General features: G+C 31.5%; 20 protein-coding genes, 1 tRNA gene and 7 pseudogenes. 21 read left to right on the top strand and 7 right to left on the bottom strand.

Annotation, left to right across the window (positions count from 1 at the left end; all coding sequences use genetic code 11):
• Window positions 1–3: 3 nt before the first annotated feature.
• From mraY to JJC03_RS01810, 10 genes and pseudogenes are all read left to right on the top strand, one after another.
• On the top strand, window positions 4–1,233 hold the full coding sequence (gene mraY / locus JJC03_RS01855; RefSeq protein ID WP_088398648.1) for a phospho-N-acetylmuramoyl-pentapeptide-transferase: 1,230 nt from the start codon (window positions 4–6) through the stop codon (window positions 1,231–1,233).
• Window positions 1,234–1,236: 3 nt separating this feature from the next.
• Window positions 1,237–2,567 (top strand): annotated as a pseudogene (gene murD, locus JJC03_RS01850) (UDP-N-acetylmuramoyl-L-alanine--D-glutamate ligase).
• A gap of 49 nt (window positions 2,568–2,616) precedes the next feature.
• Window positions 2,617–3,911, top strand: a pseudogene (locus JJC03_RS01845) (FtsW/RodA/SpoVE family cell cycle protein).
• 67 nt (window positions 3,912–3,978) lie between these two features.
• A pseudogene (gene murG / locus JJC03_RS01840) lies at window positions 3,979–5,072 on the top strand (undecaprenyldiphospho-muramoylpentapeptide beta-N-acetylglucosaminyltransferase).
• 88 nt (window positions 5,073–5,160) lie between these two features.
• A pseudogene (gene murC, locus JJC03_RS01835) lies at window positions 5,161–6,500 on the top strand (UDP-N-acetylmuramate--L-alanine ligase).
• Window positions 6,493–7,214 (top strand): annotated as a pseudogene (locus tag JJC03_RS19460) (cell division protein FtsQ/DivIB). Before murC ends, JJC03_RS19460 begins: the two co-directional pseudogenes overlap by 8 nt.
• 6 nt (window positions 7,215–7,220) lie before the next feature.
• Window positions 7,221–8,597, top strand: a complete 1,377-nt coding sequence (ftsA, locus tag JJC03_RS01825) for a cell division protein FtsA (RefSeq protein WP_088398654.1) — start codon at window positions 7,221–7,223, stop codon at window positions 8,595–8,597.
• 47 nt (window positions 8,598–8,644) lie between these two features.
• Entirely contained in the window at window positions 8,645–10,729 is a 2,085-nt protein-coding gene (gene ftsZ, locus JJC03_RS01820; protein ID WP_235873875.1) for a cell division protein FtsZ, read from the top strand.
• Between the two features lie 174 nt (window positions 10,730–10,903).
• Window positions 10,904–11,353, top strand: a complete 450-nt coding sequence (locus JJC03_RS01815) for a GatB/YqeY domain-containing protein (protein WP_088398656.1) — start codon at window positions 10,904–10,906, stop codon at window positions 11,351–11,353.
• Between the two features lie 52 nt (window positions 11,354–11,405).
• Window positions 11,406–11,478: transfer RNA gene (locus JJC03_RS01810), tRNA-Arg, on the top strand.
• A gap of 398 nt (window positions 11,479–11,876) precedes the next feature.
• Here JJC03_RS01810 and JJC03_RS17185 read toward each other — a convergent pair.
• From JJC03_RS17185 to JJC03_RS01775, 7 genes are all read right to left on the bottom strand, one after another.
• The gene (locus JJC03_RS17185) at window positions 11,877–12,029 is read right to left on the bottom strand and encodes a hypothetical protein (protein WP_258932089.1); all 153 of its coding nucleotides are present in this window, start codon (window positions 12,027–12,029) and stop codon (window positions 11,877–11,879) included.
• A gap of 42 nt (window positions 12,030–12,071) precedes the next feature.
• Entirely contained in the window at window positions 12,072–12,494 is a 423-nt protein-coding gene (gene tssD / locus JJC03_RS01800; RefSeq protein WP_235873874.1) for a type VI secretion system tube protein TssD, read from the bottom strand.
• A 242-nt stretch (window positions 12,495–12,736) separates the two neighbouring features.
• A complete protein-coding gene (tssD, locus tag JJC03_RS01795) occupies window positions 12,737–13,123 on the bottom strand; it encodes a type VI secretion system tube protein TssD (protein WP_088401344.1) in 387 nt (128 codons plus the stop codon).
• A gap of 481 nt (window positions 13,124–13,604) precedes the next feature.
• Window positions 13,605–14,468, bottom strand: a complete 864-nt coding sequence (locus JJC03_RS01790; protein ID WP_014164868.1) for a sigma-70 family RNA polymerase sigma factor — start codon at window positions 14,466–14,468, stop codon at window positions 13,605–13,607.
• 121 nt (window positions 14,469–14,589) lie between these two features.
• A complete protein-coding gene (locus JJC03_RS01785; protein ID WP_374226242.1) occupies window positions 14,590–16,641 on the bottom strand; it encodes a polyribonucleotide nucleotidyltransferase in 2,052 nt (683 codons plus the stop codon).
• A gap of 276 nt (window positions 16,642–16,917) precedes the next feature.
• Entirely contained in the window at window positions 16,918–17,187 is a 270-nt protein-coding gene (gene rpsO / locus JJC03_RS01780) for a 30S ribosomal protein S15 (protein ID WP_088398283.1), read from the bottom strand.
• 102 nt (window positions 17,188–17,289) lie between these two features.
• On the bottom strand, window positions 17,290–17,745 hold the full coding sequence (locus JJC03_RS01775; protein ID WP_088398284.1) for an XrtF-associated fRMsr-like GAF protein: 456 nt from the start codon (window positions 17,743–17,745) through the stop codon (window positions 17,290–17,292).
• Between the two features lie 74 nt (window positions 17,746–17,819).
• Here JJC03_RS01775 and xrtF point away from each other — a divergent pair, with 74 nt between their 5' ends.
• From xrtF to can, 11 genes and pseudogenes are all read left to right on the top strand, one after another.
• Window positions 17,820–18,356, top strand: a complete 537-nt coding sequence (gene xrtF, locus JJC03_RS01770) for an exosortase family protein XrtF (protein ID WP_088398285.1) — start codon at window positions 17,820–17,822, stop codon at window positions 18,354–18,356.
• Entirely contained in the window at window positions 18,343–18,780 is a 438-nt protein-coding gene (locus tag JJC03_RS01765; RefSeq protein ID WP_088398286.1) for an exosortase F system-associated membrane protein, read from the top strand. The genes xrtF and JJC03_RS01765 overlap by 14 nt, the downstream gene beginning before the upstream one ends.
• Before the next feature lie 51 nt (window positions 18,781–18,831).
• Window positions 18,832–18,993, top strand: coding sequence for an HYC_CC_PP family protein (locus JJC03_RS19370; protein ID WP_445297849.1), 162 nt, complete (start codon window positions 18,832–18,834; stop codon window positions 18,991–18,993).
• A pseudogene (locus JJC03_RS01760) lies at window positions 18,975–19,235 on the top strand (HYC_CC_PP family protein); the annotation flags it as partial. The gene JJC03_RS19370 and the pseudogene JJC03_RS01760, both read left to right, overlap by 19 nt.
• A gap of 93 nt (window positions 19,236–19,328) precedes the next feature.
• A pseudogene (locus JJC03_RS01755) lies at window positions 19,329–21,325 on the top strand (TonB-dependent receptor plug domain-containing protein).
• A 40-nt stretch (window positions 21,326–21,365) separates the two neighbouring features.
• Complete coding sequence (locus JJC03_RS01750) at window positions 21,366–21,734, top strand: heavy-metal-associated domain-containing protein (protein WP_088398289.1); 369 nt, start codon at window positions 21,366–21,368, stop codon at window positions 21,732–21,734.
• Between the two features lie 651 nt (window positions 21,735–22,385).
• Window positions 22,386–23,264 carry a carbonic anhydrase family protein gene (locus JJC03_RS01745; RefSeq protein WP_088398290.1) on the top strand — a complete coding sequence of 293 codons (879 nt, stop codon included), beginning with the start codon at window positions 22,386–22,388 and terminating at the stop codon, window positions 23,262–23,264.
• Between the two features lie 398 nt (window positions 23,265–23,662).
• Window positions 23,663–23,887, top strand: coding sequence for a hypothetical protein (locus tag JJC03_RS01740; RefSeq protein ID WP_088398291.1), 225 nt, complete (start codon window positions 23,663–23,665; stop codon window positions 23,885–23,887).
• A 59-nt stretch (window positions 23,888–23,946) separates the two neighbouring features.
• Window positions 23,947–25,548 (top strand): SulP family inorganic anion transporter, encoded by a 1,602-nt coding sequence (locus JJC03_RS01735; RefSeq protein ID WP_088398292.1) that lies wholly within the window; start codon window positions 23,947–23,949, stop codon window positions 25,546–25,548.
• A gap of 2 nt (window positions 25,549–25,550) precedes the next feature.
• Window positions 25,551–26,234: a carbonic anhydrase family protein gene (locus JJC03_RS01730; RefSeq protein WP_088398293.1), complete on the top strand. Its 684-nt coding sequence runs from the start codon at window positions 25,551–25,553 to the stop codon at window positions 26,232–26,234.
• A gap of 4 nt (window positions 26,235–26,238) precedes the next feature.
• A complete protein-coding gene (gene can / locus JJC03_RS01725) occupies window positions 26,239–26,874 on the top strand; it encodes a carbonate dehydratase (RefSeq protein WP_088398294.1) in 636 nt (211 codons plus the stop codon).
• The last annotated feature ends 76 nt before the right edge of the window (window positions 26,875–26,950 follow it).

Raw genomic sequence — 26,950 nt, 5'->3', positions numbered from 1 at the left:
AATATGTTATACTATTTATTTGAATATTTAGATAAAGTTCAAGATGTACCAGGAACAGGAGTTTTCCAATACATTACCTTTAGATCAGCATTGGCCATTATTATGTCTTTGTTATTATCTACTATTTATGGTAAAAAAGTAATTAGTTATTTAAGACGTTTACAAATTGGAGAAACAGTTCGTGAATTAGGATTAGAAGGTCAAACTCAAAAAGCAGGAACACCTACTATGGGAGGAATCATTATCATTTTTTCTACCTTAATACCTGTACTCTTATTTGCAAGATTAGATAACATTTATGTTATATTACTAATAGTTTCCATGCTATGGATGGGATTAATAGGTTTTTTAGATGATTACATTAAAGTGTTCAAAAAAGATAAAGAAGGATTAAAAGGAATCTTTAAAGTAATTGGACAAGTAGGGCTAGGATTATTTGTTGGAGCTGTTCTGTATTTTCACCCACAAGTAACCGTTCGAAAAGAAATGGCACATACAAAAATAGAAATAGATGCTTCTGAGAATACCATTAAACCGATGATGATTGAAGAAAAATCAACAGCTACCACCATTCCATTTTTTAAGAATAATGAGTTTGATTATGCAGAAGTATTATCTTTTATGGGAGAAGGCTATCAAGATTATGCTTGGTTAATCTTTATACCAGTAGTTATTTTCATTATTACAGCTGTTTCAAATGGAGCTAACCTGACAGATGGTATTGATGGATTAGCAGCAGGTACTTCCGCTATATCAGTAATAGCATTAGGTGTATTTACCTTTGTTTCAGGAAATATTATTTTTTCTAAATATTTAAACATAATGTTTATTCCCCATTCAGGAGAAATGACCGTTTTTATAGCTGCTTTTATAGGATCTTTGGTTGGCTTTTTGTGGTATAATAGTTTTCCAGCTGCCGTTTTTATGGGAGACACAGGAAGTTTAACAATAGGAGGAGTAATAGCCGTATTAGCAATTGCTGTTCGTAAAGAAATGTTAATCCCTGTTATTTGTGGGATATTTTTAGCTGAAAATTTATCAGTAGTTATACAGGTAGCTTATTTTAAATATACTAAAAAGAAATATGGAGAAGGACGTCGTATCTTCCTAATGTCCCCTTTACATCACCATTATCAAAAAAAAGGATATCATGAAAGTAAAATTGTTACCCGTTTTTGGATTGTGGGAATTTTATTAACTATTGTTTCTGTTGTAACTCTAAAATTAAGATAATCTATGAGACTAGTCGTTTTAGGAGGAGGAGAAAGTGGAGTAGGTACCGCCATTCTAGGTAAAAAAGAGGATATGAAGTATTTGTATCTGATTTTGGGAAAATGAAAGACACCTACAAAGAAGTATTATCATTGCATAAAATCAAGTTTGAAGATGAAAAACATACAGAAGAATTGATTTTGAATGCTGATGTAGTAATGAAAAGTCCAGGTATTCCAGATAAAGCACCCATTGTAAAAAAATTAATAGAAAAAAAAGTACCCGTACTTTCTGAAATAGAATTTACTAATCAGTTTACAAAAGCTATAACAGTAGGGATTACAGGTAGTAATGGAAAAACGACCACCACAATGCTAACATATCACCTCTTAAAACAAGGAGGTCTTAATGTAGGGCTTGCAGGAAACATAGGTAAAAGTTTCGCCTGGCAAGTAGCTGACGATAAATTTGATACCTATGTTTTAGAGTTAAGTAGCTTTCAGTTAGATGGAGTTGAAACGTATAAACCCCATATCGCTATTATAACAAACATTAGCCCAGATCATTTAGATCGTTACGAATATAAATACGAAAATTATATTGCCTCAAAGTTTAGAATAACAATGAATCAAACAGAACAGGATTATTTGATTTATGATGCAGATGATGAAGCTATAATTAATTGGTTGTCAAGTAACTCGACCAAAGCAAAATTAATTCCGTTCTCAATTTCTAAAAAGTTAGATTTTGGAGCCTACTTAGAAAATAATGTAATAAAATTCAATATAACAAACGAAATATTTGATATGCCAATCAACGAAATATCTTTAGAAGGAAAACATAATGTTAAAAACGCTATGGCAGCAGCAACCGTTGCACAGTTATTAAAAATTAGAAAGTCAACTATTCGTGAAAGTTTATCAGACTTTCAAGCAGTTGAACATCGTCTTGAAAAAGTATTAAAAATTAATAATGTTCAATATATAAATGATTCTAAAGCTACTAATGTAAACGCAGCATTTTTTGCTCTAGATAGTATATCTACACCAACCGTGTGGATAGTAGGAGGTGTTGATAAAGGAAATGATTATACCGAACTTTTACCATTAGTAAATGAAAAAGTAAAAGCAATTATTTGTTTAGGAGTAGATAATAAAAAAATAATTGAATCGTTTGGAGATATTGTAGATGAAATCCTAGAGGCAGGTTCTATGGCAGAAGCTGTAAAGCAAGCATACCGTTTAGCAGAAAAAGGAGATACCGTTTTATTATCACCTGCTTGTGCAAGTTTTGACCTATTTGAGAATTACGAGGATAGAGGACGTCAATTTAAACAAGCCGTTCAGAATTTATAAATATTATTCACAATTAAGTTTCTGAACTATTAAACTACTAAAGTAAAATATGAAAAAATTACTACATAATCTAAAAGGAGATAAAGTCATTTGGGCATTCGTTGCGCTTTTGGCCTTATTTTCTTTTATGCCCGTATATAGCGCAAGTAGTAATTTAGCCTATCTAGGTAGAGGTACAGGAAATACCCTAGGTTATTTACTTAAACATTTTATGCACTTAGGACTAGGTTTCGCTATTATGTATGGTTCTCATAAAGTACCTTATCATTATTTCAGAAATTTATCAATGGTTCTCTTGCCTTTCGTCTGGTTAATGTTAATTTATACCTTATTTAAGGGAACCGTTATTGATGGTGCTAATGCCAGTAGATGGATACAATTGCCAGGAGGAATATCATTTCAGCCATCTGCCTTAGCAGCTATGGTACTCTATATGTATGTGGCACGTTATTTGTCTAAGACAGATATTGAAGAAATGACCTTTCAAAAATCATTTATATCGTTGTGGATCCCTGTATTTGTTACCGTAGGGTTAATATTTCCAGCGAACTTTTCTACCGCTGCACTTATTTTTTCGATGGTACTAATGATTACTTTCGTAGGACAATATCCTATAAAAAATAGTGCTATTATTATAGGAATGGGAATTGGAGCAGCATTATTTTTTATAATTTTAGTAAAAGCTTTTCCAGACGCTTTTCCAAACCGTGTAGATACTTGGATGAGTCGTATTGAAAATTTTATATCGGATAAATCAGATCCAGATGAAGATTATCAAATTGAAAAAGCCAAAACAGCTATAGCAACAGGAGGAATTTATGGTCTTGGTCCAGGTAAGAGTGTGCAACGTAATTTCCTTCCACAATCGTCTTCTGACTTTATTTTTGCAATTATTATAGAAGAATTTGGTTTAATAGGTGGTTTTGCTATTATTTTCTTATATCTGATGCTCTTTGTTCGTTTTGTTATTGCATCATATAAAGCCCCTACATTATTTGGTAAACTCATAGTCGCAGGTCTAGGATTTCCTATTATTTTTCAAGCTTTTATAAATATGGGAGTAGCAGTAGAATTGTTGCCTACAACAGGTCAGACTTTACCACTCATTAGTAGTGGGGGAACCTCTATTTGGATGACATGCGCTGCCATTGGTATTATCTTGAATGTAACTAAAAAGAAGAAGAAATAGTACAAGAAAAAGAAGAAAGAGAAGAAAGAGAAGCAGCTTTACAACGAATTATAGACAGAGAAATTGAAGAGCAAAATAAATTAGATCAAGAAGTGAATGGAGATTATTCAATAGAAGAGAAGAATAACCCAATGAATGCAGTTCTAAATAAATAATATAGTTTTTCTCTTAATCTATAAAAAAAAACGTATAAAAAAAATTAGATTCAAAGCCAAAATAGAAATGAAACAAAATCCAAAATTCATAATCAGTGGAGGAGGCACAGGAGGACATATTTATCCTGCTATTGCTATTGCTAACGAGATTAAATCACGTTATCAACAAGCTGATATATTATTTGTAGGAGCCAGTGATAAAATGGAAATGCAAAAAGTTCCTCAGGCAGGGTATCCAATAAAAGGATTATGGATTGCAGGTATTCAAAGAAAATTGACTTTTCAAAATGCAATGTTTCCATTAAAGTTAGTATCAAGTTTAATAAAATCATTTATGATTATACGAAGCTTTAAACCAGATGTAGTTATAGGAACAGGAGGCTTTGCTAGTGGGGCACTATTAAAAGTAGCTTCTATTTTAGGTGTTCCAACACTTATTCAAGAACAAAATTCCTATCCAGGAATTACTAATAAATTATTGAGTAAAAAAGCTAAAAAAATTTGTGTAGCATATGAAAATTTGGAACGATTTTTTCCAAATAAAAATATAGTTCTTACAGGTAATCCTATACGCCAAGATTTAATTTCTGTTGATAGTAAAAAGAAGAAGCTTTAGCTTATTTTAAATTAGATCCTTCCAAAAGAACCTTACTTGTTTTAGGAGGAAGCTTAGGAGCCAGAAGAATCAATCAATTAGTAGCAAAAGAACTAGATTGGTTATTAGAGCAAGGATTGCAAATAATATGGCAGTGTGGAAAATTATATTTTGAAGAATACAAACATTTTAATCAGAAAAAAGGAGTACAACTACTTTCTTTTATTGATCGAATGGATTTAGTGTATGCAGCAGCAGATATAGTTATTTCACGTTCAGGGGCCTCATCCGTTTCTGAATTATGTTTGGTAGGTAAACCGGTAGTTTTTATACCATCACCAAATGTAGCCGAAGATCATCAAACAAAAAATGCCCAAGCTATAGTAGATAAAAAAGGGGCAATTCTCATTAAAGAAAATGAAATAGATAATCAGTTTCAGATAGTTTTTAAAACTATTTTAGATGATAAAACAAAACAAGAAGATCTAAGCAAAAATATAAAAGCTCTAGCACGGCCTAATGCAACTAAGCAAATTGTAGATGAAATAATAAAATTAGTTGTATAACAAATTAAACTTTAAAATTAATGAAAAAGATTCAACTCATAAACTTAAGCTCAAGTTTCAAGTTGAAAATTGAAAATTGAATTTAAGAATGAACTTAGAACAGATACATAACGTTTATTTTATAGGGGTAGGAGGCATTGGTATGAGTGCCTTAGCTCGTTATTTTAAATATATAGGAAAAGAAGTAATGGGGTATGATAAGACCTCTACAATGCTAACTAATGATTTAATTGCAAATGGTATTAATATTCATTTCGAAGATAATATTAGTTATATTCCAGATTTTTGTACGCCAGAAAATACCCTAGTTGTTTATACTCCTGCTATTAAACAACTTTCAGAATGGGATTATTTTAAGGAAAAAGGGTTTACGATAAAAAAGCGAGCTGAAGTTTTAGGGATCATTACAAAAGACACCTTTTGTTTTGCTGTAGCAGGTACACATGGTAAAACTACTACTTCAAGTATTTTAGGTCATATTTTATATGAAAGTGGTTTAGATGTCACAGCCTTTTTAGGAGGTATAGTAGAGAATTATAATTCTAATTTAATTGGATCAGGAAAAACAATTACTGTCGTTGAAGCAGATGAATTTGATAGATCTTTTTACATTTGCACCCCAATATCGCTTGCGTAACTTCAATGGACGCAGATCATTTAGATATTTATGGAGATGACGCTTCTATAAAAGCCACTTTCAATGAATTTGCAGCAAAAGTTCAAGATAAAGATAATTTGTTTGTAATCAATGATCTACCTTTAGAAGGTGTAACCGTGGGCGTAAATGATGATTCTCAATATGTAGCACATAATGTGAGAATTGTTGACGGATGGTACATTTTTGATGTTAAAACACCAACTGAGCAAATTAGAGATATAAAATTTGGATTGCCAGGGAAACATAATTTAACGAATGCTTTATTAGCCTTTGCTATGGCGCGTACATATGGTACACCAATAGATTCTATTGTTAATGCTTTGGCAACATTTAAAGGGGTAAAACGTCGTTTTTCTTTTCAAATTCGCAAGCCAAGTTTTGTGTATATAGATGATTATGCTCACCATCCAACAGAAATTAATGCTGTACATCAAGCAGTGCGTGAGTTGTATCCAGATAAAAAAGTGTTGGCTGTTTTTCAACCACACTTGTTTAGTAGAACAAAAGATTTTGTAGATGATTTTGCAAAAAGTTTAGCACAATTTGATGAAGTGCTTTTAATGGAAATCTATCCAGCTAGAGAGTTACCTATGCCAGGAGTAACCTCAAAGTGGTTGTTAGATAAAATTGAAAATAAGAATAAAAAATTAGTACAAAAAGAAGAACTAATAAGTCTGCTAGAATTGTCAGATGCTCCAGTAATTGTTACTATTGGAGCAGGAGATGTAGGCGAAATGGTTCCAGAAATAAAGAAGGCATTAGATGCGTAAAAATTGGTTAATAAATATTCAACTAATAGTCATTTTTGGGTTTATGATTTTCTTATATTCTTTTGCATCAAAAAGAAATGATTCTAGGAAAATTATGAAAACTCAAGTGGAAATTGTGGATAAAAATAACCCCTTTTTAACACCTGAAACGGTTAATAACTTGTTGATAGAAAATTTTGGTGGTTCTTTTTCAGTGGCAAAAGAAGAGTTAGATTTGAACGCTATAGAAGCCTCCATAAACAAACATAAACTAGTTGAAAAATCAGAAGTTTATGTTAGTGTAGATGGAAAGCTTAAAGCTGTAGTTACTCAAAAGACCCCAATCGCTCGAGTTTTTGATTATGACAACTCTTATTATATTGATTATAAAGGAGGTAAGATGCCATTGTCTGGCAATTTTAGTGCGCGTGTACCATTAGTTTATGGTACCACGCAAAATTCTTATAGCAAGGATTTTGTAACATTACTAAAAATGATACATGATGATGAATTTTTGAAAAAAATATTATCGGAATGCAGATAAAACCAGATGGAAGTGTAATAATGAAGAATAGAAACTATAGTTATGATATAATTTTCGGGAGAACTATTTATATGGAACGGAAATTTAATAACTATAAAGCTTTTTTTCAAAAAGCAGTGCAGGATACAATTTTAGGTTCATATAAAACTATTAATCTAAAATTTATCAAACAAGTGGTATGCACAAAATAAAAGAGTATGGAAAGAGATAATATAGCAGTAGGACTTGATATAGGTACGACTAAAATCGTAGCTATGTTAGGTAAGAAAAATGAATATGGTAAGCTTGAAATTTTAGGTGTAGGAAAGTCTAAAAGTCTCGGTGTGGCTCGTGGGGTAGTAAATAATATTACTCAAACCATCCAGTCTATACAAGAGGCTGTTTCTTTAGCAGAAAAAGATTCAGGCTATAAAATAAAAGATGTAGTCGTAGGTATTGCAGGGCAACACATCCGTAGTATTCAGCATAGTGACTATATATCAAGACCTAATGCTGAAGAAGTAATTAGTGAAAAAGATATTAATCTGCTCATTGGGCAGGTTCAAAAATTACCTATGTTACCAGGTGAAGAAATAATTCATGTACTACCTCAAGAATTTAAAATTGATGGACAAGAAGGAATTAAAGAACCAATAGGTATGTATGGAGGACGTTTAGAGGCTAGTTTTCATGTAGTATTAGGACAAGCTTCCTCTATTCGTAATGTAGGACGTTGTATAAAAAGCGCAGGTTTAGATTTGTCGGGGTTAACGTTAGAACCGTTATCTTCGGCTGATGCCGTTTTAAGTCAAGAAGAAAAAGAAGCAGGAGTAGCTCTAATTGATATAGGAGGAGGTACTACTGATTTGGCTATTTTTAAAGACGGTATCATTCGTCATACGGCCGTCGTTCCATTTGGAGGAAATGTAATAACAGAAGATATAAAAGAAGGGTGTTCAATAATTGAAAAACAAGCAGAATTGTTAAAGACAAAATTTGGATCTGCTTGGCCAGGAGAAAATAAAGATAACGAAATTGTTTCTATTCCTGGATTGAGAGGACGAGAGCCAAAAGAAATTTCATTAAAAAATCTTTCTAAAATTATTCATGCACGCGTTGTGGAAATTATAGAACAAATTTATAGCGAAATTAGATCATACGGACATGATGACCCAAGAAAAAAACTAATTGCAGGAATCGTTTTAACAGGAGGAGGATCCCAGTTAAAACATATTAAACAATTAGTTGAATACATAACAGGAATGGATACCCGTATAGGTTATCCAAATGAGCATTTAGCAGGAAGTTCAGGTGAAGAAATTTCAAGCCCATTATATGCTACTGCTGTAGGTTTAGTTATGAATAGTATTCGTAACAACACAATGAGTGCTATTCCTCAGGAGGATTATATTCCTGAACCTATTTTGGTTCAAAAACCAACTGAAGAAGAACAAAAAGTTATAGAAGAAGAGTTGAAAAAAGAAATTGAGGAAGCCCAAATCCCTGAATCAAAATCAACTGAAAAAACGATTCGTCGTTCCTTCTTTGATAAATATATAGATAAAATTAAAGATTTTTTAGATAATGCCGAGTAATCGTTTATTATCAATAATAAAACAAGAAAATATAAATACCAAATAGTATGGAAAGCAACTCAGGATTTGGAAGTATCTCATTTGATTTGCCTAAAACGCAAACCAATGTGATAAAAGTAATTGGTGTTGGAGGTGGTGGTAGTAACGCTATTAACCACATGTATAAACAAGGAATCAAAGGTGTTGATTTTATTGTGTGTAATACAGATTCTCAAGCTTTACAGAATAGTAATGTTCCTCATCGTATTCAGTTAGGTGCTAATCTAACAGAAGGTTTAGGTGCAGGTGCAAATCCTGAAGTAGGGCATCAAGCCGCTTTGGAAAGTATTGAGGATATCGAAAAAATGTTAGATACTAACACTAAGATGGTTTTTATCACGGCAGGTATGGGCGGTGGTACTGGTACAGGTGCTGCGCCAGTCATTGCTCAATTGGCTAAAGAAAAAGATATCTTGACTGTTGGTATAGTAACAATTCCTTTTCAGTTTGAAGGTAAAGTCCGTTCAGAACAAGCTTTATTAGGAGTTGAAAAATTAAGAAAACAAGTAGATTCACTTATTGTTATTAATAATAATAAACTTCGTGAAGTATATGGTAATTTAGGTTTTAAGGCAGGGTTCTCTAAGGCAGATGAAGTATTAGCTACGGCCTCAAGAGGTATTGCAGAAGTAATTACTCATCACTATACTCAAAATATTGACTTAAAAGATGCTAAAACAGTATTATCTAATAGTGGTACAGCTATTATGGGATCTGCTACAGCTGAAGGAGAGCATAGGGCTAAAGAAGCTATTGTAGCAGCTTTAGATTCACCATTATTAAATGATAATAAAATCACGGGTGCTAAAAACGTTTTGTTGCTTATCGTTTCAGGTGCTAACGAAATTACTATTGATGAAATAGGAGAAATCAATGATTATATTCAAGAAGAAGCAGGTTATAATGCTAATATAATCATGGGGGTAGGAGAAGATGAAGAACTTGGAGATAAAATTTCTGTCACGGTTATTGCAACTGGATTTTGTATAGAACAGCAGGCAGGTTTTGTAAATACGGAACCTAAAAGAATAATTCATGCCTTAGAAGATGAACAAAAATTAGTGCAAAATTTAACACAAAAATTTGAAGCTCAGGGTTTTGATTTTAATACAGTTATTACACCTTCTGAACCAGTAGTTCCAGTAGTTCCAACAATAGTACCTCCTGTAGATACAAGAGTTGTTTATACTTTAGAAGATGAAACGCCTAATAACTTAACATCATCTATTCCTGCTCAAAATGATTTTCAACAACCAGTAGTACAGCAGCCAGTAGCCATACAGAAACAACCCGTAACCGCACAACAACCCCTTGTGATACAACCAGTAGTTTCAAATTTAGACTTAGTTCCTACTTCTGAATTTATCAAAAACTTAGATGTTACTTTTGAAATAGTTTCACCTAAGCAAGTTGTTGCAAATGAATTTTTTATTACAACTCCAGAAGCTAAAGCAATGGAAGTAATAGCTCCAGAGGTGGTATCTGTACAGGATCCCGTAGCATTTACTTTTGATTTACCTGTAGCTAGAAAGGAAACAATGACAACTACTACCAGTGCTACAGAAAAAACAGTTTTTGATTTGACAGACGAAATTAAAGATATAAAAGTTAATCAAGCTGTTCAGTTTGTACCTATGACCGAGGTGTCACAAGATGGAATTATTCGCCATTCTTTAGAAGAATATATGGAAAATGAAAATCCATTTTTTCAGACTAAAAAAGTAGAGCCTGTAGTAGAAAATATTCCGGAGGAGTTAAATATTACAATGAAGCAAACAGAAGAGCCTGTTGTAGAACAAAATTTTAGTTTAGCTTCTAATGAAATTTCTCCAGTAGAAATGTCTATTGAAGAATCATTACGTTTAAGAGCAGAGGAACGTCGTCGTAAAATGAAAGAATTTAATTATAAATTTCATAATAACGCATCTCGTGTAGATGAGTACGAAAAAGTACCAGCTTACAAAAGAATGGGATTAGATGTAACAAACAATCCAATTCAGAATAATCAATCAAGAATGTCTTTAGGATTAGACAGTAATGATGAAATACAATTGCGTTCTAATAATTCTTTTTTACATGATAATGTAGATTAATTAAAATAAAAATGCTCTTATGTTACCCGAAAAATTTAATGATTTTTCGGGTTATTTTTTTAATTTCGCAGTTCTTCTGTTTTCAATTGAAATAAGGAAAGTAAAATCTAAATTAATAAGTATTAATAAGTATAGTTTTTTACATCTAAAAGCTATATTCAAAAACAAAGAAACATGAGTTTATCAGCAAAAATTATGGATGAAATGAAAAATGCTATGAAAGCTAAAGATTCAGTAGCATTAGAAGCTTTAAGAGCTATTAAGTCTGCTATTTTATTAGCGCAGACAGAAAGTGGGGCTAAAGAAGAAATTTCAGCTGATGATGAAATAAAATTATTGCAACGTTTAGTAAAACAACGTAAAGATTCGGCTGCTATTTATACAGAACAAAATCGTCCTGATTTAGCTGAGCCAGAATTAGCACAAGTAACAGTTATTGAAAAGTTTTTACCTGCTCAATTATCTGAAGAAGAAGTAGAAGCTGCTGTAGCTAAAATTATTCAAGAAGGAGGTTTTTCTGGAATGGCTGCTATGGGACAAGTAATGGGGCAAGCTTCTAAAGGTTTAGCAGGACAAGCTGATGGTAAAACCATTTCTAATGTAGTGAAAAAGCTTTTAGCATAATCTTTTTATTAGTAAAAACACTTACTTATAATTAATTGTTTTTGCTAAAAAGGGCTCTATAGTTCAATTGGATAGAATATCAGATTCCGGTTCTGACGATTTGGGTTCGAATCCCAATGGAGTCACTATAATATACTATTGTAAAATAAAGGGTATATATGCCTGTTTTATCAGTAAAAATCTATTTTAAAACACCTTATATGGCACTGTTTTAAAAAGGTATAATAAGAAAAGGCATTTTTAGGTGTATTAATATTAATGTTTTCTTGTTCGTATCTATTCCCGCTCGGGTCTTCTATGAAAACGCAACCTTGGGCATCATTTAGGATTATTTTTGTTCCAGATCGGGTATTAATGATTTTTTGATCATTATTTAGGGAATGGTACCCGCTGGTTTCGCTTCCGTTGTAATGAGTATCTAATACAAACGATTTTTCTGCATTGCCGTTCTCAAATCCTACGAGGACTTCGCCTATTTCAGGGATGAAATGAAAGCCTTTGCCGGCTCCTGACTAGGGTTGTGTCAAGCCAATCCACGGGAGGTGATTCTTTTTTCTTGCCAAGGAAATTGTACGCGTACTCTACCCATTCTTATAGGGTTGTTGTGATCTACTACATATGCGATTTGTTCTTGGCGGTTAGGATAGATATTGTCGTCAAAATAAGGTGGATCCACATATCAGGGATTTCTACAAATTGGCTGTAATAATCGTTTCCGTTATGAAAATGGTTGATTTCTATGGTTAATTAGTTTATTCTTTCCATTTTTTTCGTGAGTGGCATCATTGAGTGTAAAGCGTTTAGCCATGAGTCGCATTGCAATTTGTAGGGGCTCGTCGCTTTTAGCATCAAAATGTTCTGAAAAAGAAACGCAATAGGCTTTTTCAAAGCTTAATTCTTGTAATTTGCTCATGGCATCTCTTCGAAAGAATATGATGGTTCCATTTTTAGTTTGGCTATGATCAAGCATCCATTGAAGTAAGTTTGATTTTCCATTGCTTTCTATTCGAATGCTGATTTCTCCTCCTTGAGGCATACCTTCTGGTTTTCCTGTGGCATCTATTTCTTGTGTAAAATGATAATCACAACTTAAGATATTGTAAATATTGCCGTCTAGTTCTAATTTTGCTAAAAATGACATAGGTTAATTTTTTATGATGTTGTTATTTAAAATAAAAAAAGAGGCTGTCTAAAAAGTCCGCAATTTTGCCATTTAAGATCGTTTAGCTGTTTTGCTTTAGTTGACCAAGGGAAACTCAAGGGCTACGTTTAAGTAAACGAAGTAAATCGCATAATAGAGATATGGAACTTTTCTTGGGTTTGCATGACAAAAGGTGCGTTTGTTTTACTTCTCGGACACCCTCTTTTTGTTTACTTAGTTAATTATACCCACTCGTTTTCGTAAGCACCGTTTCCTAATTCAATTTTTTTAGCTGAAATAGTGAAGGTTTCAGTTAGAGGGTTTACGCCTGTAGAATCAAAGTTTTCTCTGAATTTTACTACATATGCTTCTGAAAATTTTAATTCTTTTAAAACAGCATCGCTATCTCTTTTGAAGAATTTTACGCTACCGTCTTTTCTTTCAAAAGAATTGGTCATCCACTCAAAGAAAGAAGTGTCTGCTGTTCCTTCAATAGTTAATTCAATTTTACCACCTCTAGTAACGGTAGAGGGTCTACCTGTTGCATCAGTTTCTTGAAATAAACCATAATTTACGTTTAGTACAGTGTACTCTTTTCCAGCTACTGATAGTTTTGATTTAAATGACATAATATAAAAATTTAAAAAAAATTACATAACAATAGTATGTCCATAAGGTGTATGGAGGTGTATTTAAAAAAATAATTTTGGAATGAATCAGGGGATATCCCTTTTTTAATTCTTTAAAAGTGAAGTGTCATAGCCTATTTATTTTTGAATAATAACAACCAATTATGGAAATACAACTAAATCAAATATAAAACATATTTTTAATAAAAACAAATGTTTTGTTAAAAAAAAATATATTTAATTATGTTTTTCATGTAATGAAAGGTTTACTGGGTGTGGTTTTTGTGTAATAAACAAGAGGTTGTGTGTTTTTAGATTCTGTTTTTTAAATTTTTATAAAAAAATAAAACTCCGGTAATCAGCCGGAGTTTCAATCATCAATCAAAAAACGAACAGTCTTAGACTGTTGTTACTGTATATAATTTTTTAAATTATAGCTTTTAAGAAGAAGTAAAGTTAACAAATTTTAGAAAAAGTTAACTTATCCTAGATAAGTTTTTAAAATTTTACTTCTAGAAGTGTGTTTTAATCTCCTGATGGCTTTTTCTTTAATCTGACGTACACGTTCACGGGTTAGATCAAAAGTCTCTCCGATTTCTTCTAAAGTCATAGGATGTTGATCTCCTAATCCAAAGTATAAGCGAACTACATCTGCTTCACGAGGAGTTAATGTTTCTAAAGAGCGTTCAATTTCGGTACGTAATGATTCGTGAATTAGTTCTCTATCAGGATTTGGAGATTCACCAGAGCGTAATACATCGTATAAGTTAGAATCTTCACCTTCAACGAGAGGAGCATCCATTGACAAGTGACGTCCTGAGTTTTTCATAGACTCTTTTACATCGTTTACGGTCATGTCTAATTCTGCTGCTATTTCTTCGGCAGACGGAGCGCGTTCATTAGATTGTTCCAGTAAAGCGTACATTTTGTTGATCTTATTAATAGATCCAATTTTGTTTAGTGGAAGACGTACAATACGAGATTGTTCTGCTAAAGCTTGTAAAATAGACTGACGAATCCACCATACAGCATATGAAATAAATTTAAAACCACGCGTTTCATCGAAACGTTGAGCTGCTTTAATCAAACCTAAATTTCCTTCATTAATTAAATCGGGTAAGGTTAATCCTTGATTTTGGTATTGTTTTGCTACGGATACTACGAAACGTAAGTTCGCTTTTGTTAATTTTTCTAAGGCTCTTTGATCACCTGCTTTGATGCGTTGTGCTAATTCCACTTCTTCATCAGCAGTAATTAAATCTACTTTGCCAATTTCTTGTAGGTATTTGTCTAGGGAAGCAGTTTCACGATTGGTTACCTGCTTAGTAATTTTGAGCTGTCTCATTTAAAAATCTCCTTGCTTTTTAAAAGTTGTATTGGTTATACGTAACGCATTGATAAAAAGTTACAAAAAAATAAAAAAACCTCGATTTTTTTCGAGGTTTTAGCTATTTGAATTAATAAAATTAATTAACCTTGAGGGTTTGTTTTTTTATCTTCTTTTTTTTCTTCGCGAGGAGGGCGAGGAAGTAATTGTTTTCTTGAAACTTTTTCTTTTTGTTTTTAGGGTCAATACCTAAATATTTTACCATAAAGACATCTCCTAAATTGATTACATCACTAGGTTTTTCAGTACGTTCCCAGGCTAATTCAGAAACGTGTAATAATACTTCGTTTCCAGGTGCTTTTGTGTATTCTACTACAGCGCCAAAATCAAGCATTTTAGTTACTTTAACCTCGTAAGCTTCTCCTAACTGAGGTTTGAATACCATCGCTTCAATTTTAGCTAATACAGCTTCTATTCCTGTTTGGTTAGTTCCTAAAATTTCTACTATACCCTTGTCGCCTTCTTCTGTTAATACGATTGTAGTCTCGGTTACTTTTTGTAACTCTTGGATGTTTTTACCACCTGGTCCAATAAATGCTCCGATCATATTTGCAGGTATAGAGCTCATTACAATTTTAGGAGCTTTTGGTTTAACATTAGCTCTTGGTTCTGCAATAGTTTCTATGATTTTGTTTAATATGTGCATACGTCCATCACGAGCTTGAGCTAATGCTTGTTCCATGATGTCATAGCGTAAACCTTCAATTTTAATGTCCATTTGGCAAGCTGTTATACCATCAGCAGTACCTGTTACTTTGAAATCCATATCTCCTAGGTGGTCTTCATCTCCTAAGATATCAGATAAAACTGCAAAATTTTCTCCATCAGTAATTAGCCCCATAGCAATACCAGAAACTGGTTTTACCATTTGTACGCCAGCATCCATTAATGCCAGTGTTCCAGAACATACTGTTGCCATTGAAGAAGAACCGTTTGATTCTAATACTTCTGATACAACACGAATAGTGTAAGGGCAATCAGCGGGTATCATGTTTTTAAGTGCACGTTGAGCCAAGTTTCCATGTCCAATTTCGCGACGTGAAGTTCCTCTTAATGGTTTTGCTTCACCTGTAGAGAAAGGAGGGAAGTTGTAGTGTAAGTAAAAACGTTCTTCTCCTTGTTCTGAAGGTAAATCAATTACGTTTGCTTCTCTAGATGTTCCCAGTGTTACAGTAGCTAAGGCTTGTGTTTCGCCACGAGTAAAGATTGCTGAACCATGAGCGGAAGGTAAATAATCGATTTCAGACCAAATAGGGCGTATTTCAGTTGTTTTACGACCGTCTAAACGAATTCCTTGTTCAAGAATTACGTTGCGTACGGCTGCTTTTTGTGTCTTGTAGATATAGCGACTTACTAATTCTTTTAAATCTTCATTTTCGGTATACTCTTCTTCAGAAAATAAAGCTTTTACATCTTCTGAAATAGTGGCAAATTTTTCGCCTCTTTCATGTTTTGCTGATGCTTCTTGAGCTACCGCGTAAAATTTGTCATAACAAGCTTCTTTTACTTTGTTGTAAACGGCTTCGTCATTTTTTTCTGCTTCGTATTCACGATATGTAAGGGAGCCAATAGCTGTACGAAGTCTTTCTTGTGCTTCAATTTGTGTTTTAATAGCTTCATGTGCAAATTTGATAGCTTCTATCATTTCGGCTTCTGAAATTTCTTTCATTTCGCCTTCCACCATACAAACAGAGTCTTTAGAAGCTCCAATCATCATGTCGATGTCAGATTTCTCAAGTTGTGTTTTATTAGGGTTAATGATGAGTTTACCATCTACACGACCTACACGAACTTCTGATATAAAGTTGTAAAAAGGTATGTCTGAAACAGCTAATGATGCTGATGCTGCTAAACCTGTTAGAGCATCTGGCATAACATCTTCATCATGAGACATTAGTTGAATCATGATTTGTGTTTCAGCATGGTAGTCATCTGGAAATAGAGGGCGTAAAACGCGGTCTACTAATCGCATAGTTAATACTTCGCTGTCACTAGGACGTGCTTCTCTTTTAAAGAAACCTCCAGGAAAACGACCTGCTGCTGCAAATTTTTCACGATAATCTACTGTTAAAGGTAGAAAATCAACTCCTGGGTTAGCTGTTCTAGCAGAAACAGCTGTTGCTAAAAGCATAGCATCGCCCATTCGCACAACTACAGACCCATCGGCTTGTTTGGCTAATTTCCGGTTTCGATTGTGATGGTTCTTCCGTCTCCTAAGTCGATAACCTCTTGAAATACTTTTGGGATCATAAAATCTTTTTTTGTTAAATTAAACAATGGGTTCTAGTTGTGTTGTTGTTGTTGTGTTGTTGTGTGTAGTTGCTTGAAACCCAATGAAAAACCAAACTTTTGTTTTAAATGTATTAAAAAATAAAAAGAGGCGCGCGGGCACCTCTTTTCATCTGGATTATTTTCTGATGTTTAATTCTTTGATAATCGCACGATATCTGTTGATATCCTTGTTTTTTAGGTAGTCAAGAAGAGCTCTTCTTTTTCCTACTAACTTTACTAATGAGCGCTCAGTGTTGTAATCGTGGCGATTTCTTTTTAAGTGCTCAGTTAAGTGGTTAATTCTGAAAGTAAATAAAGCTATTTGTCCTTCTGCTGATCCAGTGTTTTCAGCTTTTCCTCCGTGTTGAGTGAAGATTTCAGCTTTTTTCTCTTTTGATAAATACATGCTAATATTATTTAAATGATTATTATGCAGATTGAGATTTTCTCAATACGGACGCAAAGTTAAAAATAATTATGAATTATAAATTATGAAATATAAATTATTTTAAAAAAGTTTAGCAACTTCTGAATTTACAAATTCTAAAAATCGTTCATCTTTTTCTGTAAAAGGATCTAGTATGTGACTATCAATGTCTATTTGACCAATATTGATACCATTTACAAATAATGGTACAACAATTTCGGATTTTACAGTAAAACTACAAGCAATGTAATTGTCCTGTGCTTGTACATCAGGTACAACAAAGTTTGTGTTAGATTCTGCTACTTGCCCGCAAATTCCTTTGCCAAAAGGTATAACTGTATGGTCTGTTTCAGCTCCTACATAGGGGCCTAAATGCAAAGTACGTGTTTCATGATTAGCAAAGTAAAATCCTACCCAGTTATAGTATGAGATGCGCTCTTCTAATAATTGACAGATATTTAATAATTTTTCATCTTTGGATAATGAATTGTTAGTTGTAATAGATATGATTTGTGGTTTTAAATTTTCAAATTCCATAATCTTTAAGTTTTTTGCAAATGTAAATTACTTGTTTTTTTTAAATTATATAAATTTGTTAAAAAAATGATTAATTGAAAACTCTCTTAAAACAATACCGCCCCTTTTTCCTTTTTTTAGGAAAGTTTTTTTTCTCTTATTTGATACTTGCAATGCTTTATAGGTTATATTTATCAAGTTTTGTAAATCAAGTAGATGGATTTACTAGAAATGTGTCTTATGCAACAGAAGCTATACTTGTTTTTTTTGGACAAAAAGTAAATATTATAGAAGATACTTTTAATCAACAATACCAATTACATCTTAATGGGAAATATTTAGCACGTATTATAGAAGGGTGTAATTCTATAAGTATTATTGTTCTTTTTCAAGCTTTTATAATAGCTTTTTCAACAACTTTCAAGCAGACAACAATATTTTTGCTATTTGGGAGTTTCTTTATTTATGTGTTAAATCTCTTTAGAATAGCTTTATTAGTTGTTCTTTATGATCTTTATCCTCAATATGAACATTTTTTACATGGTGTCTTATTCCCTCTTATGATTTATGGAGTGGTTTGTTTACTTTGGACGTATTGGGTGAAAAAATATTCAGATTATGTTTCAAAATAAATTTAAAATTATATTTGGTATTTTATCAATAATAGGATTGATTCTGATTAGGAATTATGAGCTGATTTTATTTTATGATCCTTTTAATGAGTATTTTAGAGGAATGTTTCATGGTCTGTTATATCCAAAATATGACATGTTTAAGCTTTTGTTTAATTGGTTAGTTCGTTATGGATTAAATACATTATTAAGTTTGGTTATTCTCTATGCGTTGTTTCAAGAATTATCAATAATAAAAATTTCAATTGTTTTATATATACTGTTTTTAATCGTTTTGATCTTTTTGATTTTTTTACTTTTAGAGTTTTGTGATGAAAGCTATGTAATGACTCTGTTTTATATACGTCGATTTTTAATTCATCCTTTGTTTTTAATATTATTTATTCCTGCGTTTTATTATCAAATAAAAAATTCAAAAAATTAATTAAAAACTTGTAGTATATAACTGAATAGAAATATCGTTATATTTGTCCCAATGAGACTCCGTAATATTGTAAATACATGTTTGGCGTTGCTTGTATTAATCTCAAATACAGGATTAGCAATTAATGTGCATTATTGCGGGGAAGTGATAGCTGCTATTACTTTTGATAATCTTAAAAAGATAGTTCTTCAAGCTGTTGTGGGAATAAAATAGTGCTAGAAGATTCTTGTTGTAAAGATAAAAAGGTAGAAATCAAGAACAGTACTTCAGAAAATGTTTTAATCAAATCATTTGAGCTTAAATTACCTGTTTTTATACCAAAAGATGAGTTAGAACTGGTGTTTAATGATTATGCAATGGATAAGATTATAGTGGATAATCTGCCCGCCTATTACTGTAATACTCATGCACCACCATTTTATAAATTATATTCTCAATTGTTATTTTACGCCTAAATTAATTAGTCATATCTATTTTGGAGGATTTTCCGAAAAAGGAGTGTTTTACTAATTAATTTTAAGATGAAAGTCATTTATATATGTGTATTTATGCTCATTAGTACTTTGCTATTTGGGCAGAGGTTGGATAGTTTAAAAACAATAACAATCCAATCTAAGCGTGATAAAATAGAAAAATCTTTATTAAAGGCAACTAATACTACTGTTTTATCAAGTAAAGAATTGCTAAAAGCAGCTTGCTGTAATTTAGCAGAGAGTTTTGAAACGAATCCTAGTATTGATGTTAACTATTCAGATGCGTTAACGGGTACTAAACAGATAAAAATGCTGGGATTAACTTCTCCTTATTTACTGATAGCTGAAGAAAATATACCTTCTGTTCGGGGGCTTCACAAGTATTTGGTATGTCTTTTACTCCTGGTACATGGATAGAAAGTATTCAAGTAACTAAAGGAGCAGGAAGTGTAATTAATGGTTATGAAAGTATTTCAGGGCAAATTAATACAGAATTATTAAAACCAATCAAAGAGCTTGCAAGCTTGAATTCACTTCGTTCAAGTTCTTTCTATTTAAACTTTTATGGTTCTACTGATTCCCGTTTTGAATTAAATACACATCTTTCTGAAAAGATAGGTTCTAAATGGGGGACTATGCTGCTAGTTCATAGCAATATGCGCGTTTCAAAAAAAGATATGAACGGAGATGGTTTTTTAGATAATCCATTAGGTCGTCAAATAAATCTGATGAACCGTTGGCAGTATTCTAATCCAGAAACAGGTTGGGTTGGTTTTTTGAATTTTCGTTATATGAAAGATGAAAAACAAACAGGACAAATGTTTTTTAATCCCGTAACAGATAAATTGAGTGGAAAAGTATGGGGTTCCGAGATTAATACAGATCGAATTGATTTTTCGTCAAAAATTGGGTATGTTTGGAAAGAAGCTCCCTATCAGAGTATTGGTTTTCAAAATGCATTTACCATACATGATCAAAATTCTTATTTTGGATTAAAAACTTATACTATAAAACAAAATAGTTTTTATTCTAACCTAATATTTAATTCTATTATTCATAATACAATGAATAAATTTAGTACAGGTTTGAATTTTACGTTAGATCATTATAATGAATTTGTTTTAGGAGAAGATGTAAGTAGGAAGGATAATGGAATAGGAGCCTTTTTTGAATATACCTATGATAATACAGATAATTTTAGTGTTATTTTTGGAGGTCGTGTAGATTATCATAATCGGTTAGGTTTTTTTATTACTCCTCGTATTCATGCTCGTTATAATCCTTGGAAGGATGCAGTGTTAAGGATCTCAGCAGGAAGAGGAAAACGTGCTGCAAATATTTTTGCAGAAAATCAAGTCCTTTTTGCAAGTAATAGAAAATTTGTTGTATTAAATAATCTAGGTAAAATTTATGGTCTTGATCCGGAAATTGCTTGGAATTATGGTGTTGGATTTCTGCAAAAATTTAAAATTTTTAGTATGAATGCTGATGCTTCACTTGATTTTTATCGTACAGATTTTCAAAATCAAGTTGTTGTAGATATTTTGCAATCATATCAAGAGGTTTCTTTTTATAATTTAATAGGTAATTCGTTCGCTAATAGTTTTCAAATAGAATTTAATGTTGAAATTGTTAAGCAGCTCAATTTACGTTCAGCATATAAATTTTATGATGTTAAAACAGATTATTATTTAGGTAGATATCAACATCCTTTGCAGGCAAAACATCGTTTCTTTTCTAATATAGAATATGCAACGCATATGAGTAAAAAAGGAAAACAATGGCGTTTTGATTTTACTTTAAATTGGATTGGCAATCAGCAATTGTCTAATACTAATGCTGAATTACCAGAGTTTTCACCCAATTTTATTTTGATGAATTCTCAAGTATCACGTACTTTTTCTTCTGCATTTGAAGTTTATGCAGGTGTAGAGAATTTAGGGAATTATAGACAACAAAAAGCGATCATAGGTTCAGAAAATCCGTTTGGAACAAATTTTGATAGTTCTGTTGTGTATGCGCCTATTTTTGGTCAAATGATTTATGCTGGTTTGCGTTTTAAAGTGAAGTAATTTTAGTTAAGGTTTTTGTTTAATAATAAAATATAAAAAAATGAAAAATATAGTTCTGGTATTAGTATTATTTATAAGTGTTTTTGGTTTTGCTCAAGAAAAAATAGTAGGATCTGAATTTATTGGAGTTAAAAAAAATAAAAATGCAAAATATAATATAGAAGTAAATGGAAATTGTGAAATGTGTAAAAAACGAATTGAAAGAGCTGCTTTTTCAATTTCAGGAGTAAAAATGGCACAGTATGATATTGAAGGAAAAATGTTGCATTTAGTTTTAAATGAAGAAAAATGCACATTATTAGATGTTGAAAAAGCAATTGGGAAAATAGGGCACGATACTAAAAATGTAAAAGCAATTCAAGAAGATTATGAAAAACTTCACGGTTGTTGTAGATATGAACGAAATTAATGAGATATTATAGGTTATATATTCTTGTAAATAGAATGTTTTTCCTAACAGTCCTTTTTCATCAGAAGTCTTTTTGAAAATAGAGCTTTTGTTTCAAAAAATAGATCCCTTTTCATTCGTCAGCTAGAGCTTAGTATTGATAGGAGAAGAGGGATTTTTTTTGAATGGTATTTTTAATTTTAGAATTATTTTAATTGAAGTGCCTTGTTTATCTGTATTAGATTGGTTGAATACATTTAAGACTTCTATTATTGTGTGAAAAATAATTAGAAAATGGTATTTAATTAAAGTTTTATCCTGTGAAATTGAGGTGTTTTTTGGACACAAATATGTTTTATAGGAATTATTTTTTAAACTACTCTTTTATGGATTATGTTTTTGTTGGAAAAAACGGTTGGTTAAAGGTAATTTTGTGTTATGTGTGAAAAAAAGTGTTATTATTTGTGTTTTTTCATAAAAAAATGTGAATAATAAGTATTTATGTCTTTTTGTTTGTAATTATTGATAGTTTTGCGGTTTTATTTTTGATGAAAAAGCATTATTAAAATAAATGGACTATTCTCTAAAAAAAATATAAAGGTATAGTAAAAATAAATCACTAATAGAAATAATATCAAATAAAAACTACTTAAAAACTAAAATTATATTAAAATGAAGACAAACAAGTTTTATTTTTTAGAAATTCAAGAATCTGTTCGTAAATCAACTATGGCGTTTTTTATGGCCATATCTGTTCAAGGGTTACTCATTTCCTGTAGTGTTGATAATAATGACTATGTTACGGATTTAGACAAAGGTACTGATTCATCAGTTAATTCAATGAAATATCCTACGGACTTAATTAGTACTCCTATTTTTACAGCTAATTTTCCTCAGTTTGTAGTAGCATCTCAGACTCCTATTGATATTCAGACTTCAAATGTAAATTCAGTAAATAGAAGTGATTTAGAGATTCATTATGGTAGAATGACTTTAAGTGAAATTACAAATCATGCTAATGAAGAGTTGAAAATTCATCTTAATAAGACAGATACAGATAATAATTACATTGTTGTCAGTAAGAAAAAATATAATTTGGTCAATATACATTTTCATTATAATAGCGAACATAAAATTGATGGAGAATACAGTAAAATGGAAATTCATCTTGTAAATAAATCAGCAGATAATTCGTATGCTGTTTTAGGAGTTTTGGTAGAATTAGGATCTGTAAATTCAACTATTCAAAAGTTGTTTGAGAATTCTCCAACTCAAGCTGATCAGGTAAATTCTCCTAATATTTCGTTATCTATTCCGGGAATTTTGCCTGAAGATATAAATAAAATTTATTCTTATAGTGGGTCTCTTACGACACCGAATTTTGGTGCAAATTCTAATGTTACAAACGGAGGTCCTGTGACTTGGTTTGTGTTTAAGTCTAAACAAGAAGTTTCCTCTTCTCAATTTGATTTCTATAAATCAATTTATACTAGACCTAATTTTAGGAATATTCAACCGTTAAATAAGAGGAAAGTATATCTTATGAAGTAAAAAATGATAGTATAGATAAAATTTTGTTTTTCCTTTATCGCTTTAAAACAAGAGAATCTATTTTTAGCTGTTAATATAATAAAAAACAGATATTATGACATAACTTAATATCTGTTTTTGTGTTTTATAAACTCCAGTTTGGTTAATATTCTTCCCTATAGGTTTAATAAATTCCTATGATAAATATAGTAAATGACTTGTTTACTGTTTTGTCTAAACAAAGAAAATTATATAGTAAGAAGATGTGTTATACATAAAAGGTTCTATATTTTTTGTTAAAAAACTTTATCATTATTTGTTCTCAGATATTAAAATGTTAACTTCGTCTAATGAAGTTTTTAACAAGCATATTGTTGTTTTCTTTTCTTTCTTTTCAATTTCTGCCAAGTATTATAATTTTGATAGAGAATGAAAAAGAGAGTAAAGTCTCTTGGTTATTGCTTGAAGAAGACAATGAAGATTCAAAAGAAACAAAAGAAGTTAAAATGGAATTTCTTTTTGTTTCCCTTACAAATGAGTTAGTAATTCTTACTAAAAAGGAGAGAACAAACAATTCTATTTATTTGTTAAAAGATTATTTAGCTCATTTATTACTTCACTATACACCTCCAAAATTAGTTTAAATCATTTTGATGATGAGTGCTTTTGTGCTCATATTTTTATGGATTTAAATTAAATTAGGATGACAAAAAAAGTAAATATTTTTGGAAACCTTGGTTCTGATTTGCCAGCAGGACTTGTGGTTTTTTTAGTTGCATTACCTTTGTGTTTAGGTATTGCATTAGCTTCTGGAGCGCCTCTTTTTGCAGGTATTATTTCAGGAGTAGTAGGTGGGATAGTAGTAGGGTATTTAAGTAATTCACATTTGTCTGTTTCTGGCCCCGCTGCTGGACTTACAGCAATTATCCTAACTGCAAAAACAGATTTAGGAGGTTTTAATGTTTTTTTATTAGCGGTTTTTATTGCAGGTCTTATTCAAATAATTTTAGGATTCTTAAAAGCAGGAGCCATTTCTAATTACTTTCCTAATAATGTAATTGAAGGGATGTTAGGAGGTATAGGTGTTATTATTTTTTTAAAACAATTGCCTCACGCTTTTGGTTATGATAAAGATTACGAGGGAGATCTCGCTTTTTTACAGCCTGATGGGGAAAATACTTTTTCAGAATTGTTTTCTGTTATAGGAAACATACATTTAGGAGCTACTCTAATAGCCGTTATTTCGTTGCTTATTTTGATTTTGTGGCCCAAGATCTCTTTTTTAAAAAAATTAAAATTACTTCCTCCCGCTTTAGTAGCTGTATTAGTAGGGATTATATTGAATTATATTTTTGTAATATCAGAATCTCCCTTAGCCGTTCTAGATGGTCATTTGGTAAAATTACCTGTGCCTAAGTCATTTGGAGAGTTTAAAGATAGTTTTATATTACCTGATTTCTCACAATTTACTAATCAAAAAGTTTGGATGGTAGGTGTTACAATTGCCGTTGTAGCTTCTATAGAAACCTTATTGTGTATAGAAGCGGCTGATCGGATGGATAAGCATAAACGCTATACAGATACTAATAATGAGTTAAAGGCACAAGGAATTGGCAATCTTGTTAGTGCGCTTTTAGGAGGATTACCTATGACTTCTGTAGTAGTCCGTACAACGGCTAATGCTGATGCAGGAGCTCAAACTAAAATGGCTGCTATTTTTCACGGTGTTTTATTAATTGTTTGTGCTATTCTAATTCCCTCTATTTTGAATATGATTCCATTGGCAACATTAGCTGCTGTGTTACTCCTAGTAGGGTACAAGTTAGCAAATCCTAAAGTCATTAAACATTTTTATGAAAGAGGGAAATATCAATTCATACCTTTTATTGCGACTATGATTTGTGTTGTATTTACAGATTTATTAAAAGGAGTTGCATTAGGTTTAGTTATAAGCATCATTTTTATTTTAAAAGGGAATATGCAACGAGCATATAATTTTAGAAGAGAAAATTATACTGAAGGAGATCTTATTCATATTGATTTAGCACAAGAAGTTTCCTTTTTAAACAAAGCAGCTATTAAAGTTTCTCTTGCTTCCATTCCTGAAAATTCTTCTGTAGTTATTAATGCTTCTGATACTGTTTATATAGCACATGATGTATTAGATTTGATTAAAGAGTTTAAAAATATCAGAGCTAAAGAAGAAAACATTCAAGTAAAGCTAGTTGGTTTTAAAGAAGGATATGAACTAGAAAATACAGGAGAAGAAGATAAGCATATTTATGTGAAACATAGCATTAAATAGTAATGAGAACTCTAAATAAAGAAATACAAGCTCAAATAAGTCCTAATAAAGCATTAGAAATATTAAAAGAAGGAAATGAACGATTTGTAAATAATTTAAAACTTCATAGAAATTTATTAGAACAGGTTAATGATACACGGGACGGACAATGGCCCTTTGCAACTATTTTAAGTTGTATAGATAGTCGTACTTCTGCCGAGTTAATTTTTGATCAAGGTTTAGGTGATGTTTTTTCTGTGAGAATTGCAGGAAATGTTGTTAATACTGATATTTTAGGAAGTATGGAGTTTGCTTGTAAAATAGCAGGTTCTAAACTAATAGTGGTTCTAGGCCATAGTAAATGCGGGGCTGTAAAAGGAGCTTGTGATCATGTGGAAATGGGAAATTTAACTGAATTACTCTCTAAATTACAGCCAGCTGTTTATGAAGAACAAACAACAAAAGAAAATAGAACTTCTAAGAATAGTGAATTTGTTGAAAATGTAGCGCAGATTAATGTAAAGAGAACGGTGAAATCCATTCTACAAAAGAGTTATATTTTAAAACAGATGGTTGAAAATGGAGAAATAGGAATTGTAGGAGCAATGTATAATATAGAAACTGGTTTGGTAGAATTTTATAAAGACTGCATTTTTATCAAATCAGATTTAGAGGTTAATTTTAATCTAAAAGAATTAATTAAATAAGAAAATGAGTGATTTTTATAAAAGTTTACTAGATAATAATAAAAAATGGGTAGATACAAAATTAAATCAAGACCCTAATTTCTTTAAAGACTTAGCCCAAGGACAAAATCCGCCTTTATTGTGGATAGGGTGTTCGGATAGTCGAGTGCCTGCTAATGAAATTACAGGTACAAAAGCAGGAGAAGTTTTTGTTCATCGTAATATAGCTAATATGGTAGTACATACAGATATGAATATGTTGAGCGTATTAGATTATGCGGTTAATGTATTAAAAGTACGTCATGTGATTGTCTGTGGTCATTATGGATGTGGAGGAGTAAAAGCAGCTATGGGAAATAGTTCTTTTGGTGTCATAGATAACTGGATTAGACATATTAAAGATATTTATCGTTTTAACAAAGAAAAACTTAACTCTATAGAAAATGAAGAAGAGCGGTTTAATAAATTTGTAGAACTAAATGTTAAGGAACAAGTTCTAAATTTAGCCAAAACTTCAATTGTACAAACAGCCTGGAAAAATGGACAGGAGTTATATTTACATGGTTGGGTATATGGTTTAAATTCAGGATATGTAACTGATTTGCAAGTTAACTTTTCTTCTAATTCTGATTTACATGAAATGTATCAATTAGATGTTTAATCATTTTATGATTAATTTAATGAATAAAATAAGGGTGATTGTACTAAAAATAGTACCTTCGCCCTTTTAAAGGTTT

This window comes from Flavobacterium oreochromis, assembly GCF_019565455.1.
Lineage (GTDB): Bacteria > Bacteroidota > Bacteroidia > Flavobacteriales > Flavobacteriaceae > Flavobacterium > Flavobacterium oreochromis.
This window is presented reverse-complemented; position numbering and strand designations above follow the sequence as displayed.

Bases quoted from the DNA above. Each gene is read 5' to 3' on its own strand.
- mraY (WP_088398648.1), top strand. From the start codon at position 4: ATGTTATACTATTTATTTGAATATTTAGATAAAGTTCAAGATGTACCA.
- ftsA (WP_088398654.1), top strand. From the start codon at position 7,221: ATGGAAAGAGATAATATAGCAGTAGGACTTGATATAGGTACGACTAAA.
- ftsZ (WP_235873875.1), top strand. From the start codon at position 8,645: ATGGAAAGCAACTCAGGATTTGGAAGTATCTCATTTGATTTGCCTAAA.
- JJC03_RS01815 (WP_088398656.1), top strand. From the start codon at position 10,904: ATGAGTTTATCAGCAAAAATTATGGATGAAATGAAAAATGCTATGAAA.
- tssD (WP_235873874.1), bottom strand. From the start codon at position 12,494: ATGTCATTTTTAGCAAAATTAGAACTAGACGGCAATATTTACAATATC.
- tssD (WP_088401344.1), bottom strand. From the start codon at position 13,123: ATGTCATTTAAATCAAAACTATCAGTAGCTGGAAAAGAGTACACTGTA.
- JJC03_RS01790 (WP_014164868.1), bottom strand. From the start codon at position 14,468: ATGAGACAGCTCAAAATTACTAAGCAGGTAACCAATCGTGAAACTGCT.
- JJC03_RS01785 (WP_374226242.1), bottom strand. From the start codon at position 16,641: ATGCTTTTAGCAACAGCTGTTTCTGCTAGAACAGCTAACCCAGGAGTT.
- rpsO (WP_088398283.1), bottom strand. From the start codon at position 17,187: ATGTATTTATCAAAAGAGAAAAAAGCTGAAATCTTCACTCAACACGGA.
- JJC03_RS01775 (WP_088398284.1), bottom strand. From the start codon at position 17,745: ATGGAATTTGAAAATTTAAAACCACAAATCATATCTATTACAACTAAC.
- JJC03_RS01765 (WP_088398286.1), top strand. From the start codon at position 18,343: ATGTTTCAAAATAAATTTAAAATTATATTTGGTATTTTATCAATAATA.
- JJC03_RS19370 (WP_445297849.1), top strand. From the start codon at position 18,832: ATGAGACTCCGTAATATTGTAAATACATGTTTGGCGTTGCTTGTATTA.
- JJC03_RS01750 (WP_088398289.1), top strand. From the start codon at position 21,366: ATGAAAAATATAGTTCTGGTATTAGTATTATTTATAAGTGTTTTTGGT.
- JJC03_RS01745 (WP_088398290.1), top strand. From the start codon at position 22,386: ATGAAGACAAACAAGTTTTATTTTTTAGAAATTCAAGAATCTGTTCGT.
- JJC03_RS01735 (WP_088398292.1), top strand. From the start codon at position 23,947: ATGACAAAAAAAGTAAATATTTTTGGAAACCTTGGTTCTGATTTGCCA.
- JJC03_RS01730 (WP_088398293.1), top strand. From the start codon at position 25,551: ATGAGAACTCTAAATAAAGAAATACAAGCTCAAATAAGTCCTAATAAA.
- can (WP_088398294.1), top strand. From the start codon at position 26,239: ATGAGTGATTTTTATAAAAGTTTACTAGATAATAATAAAAAATGGGTA.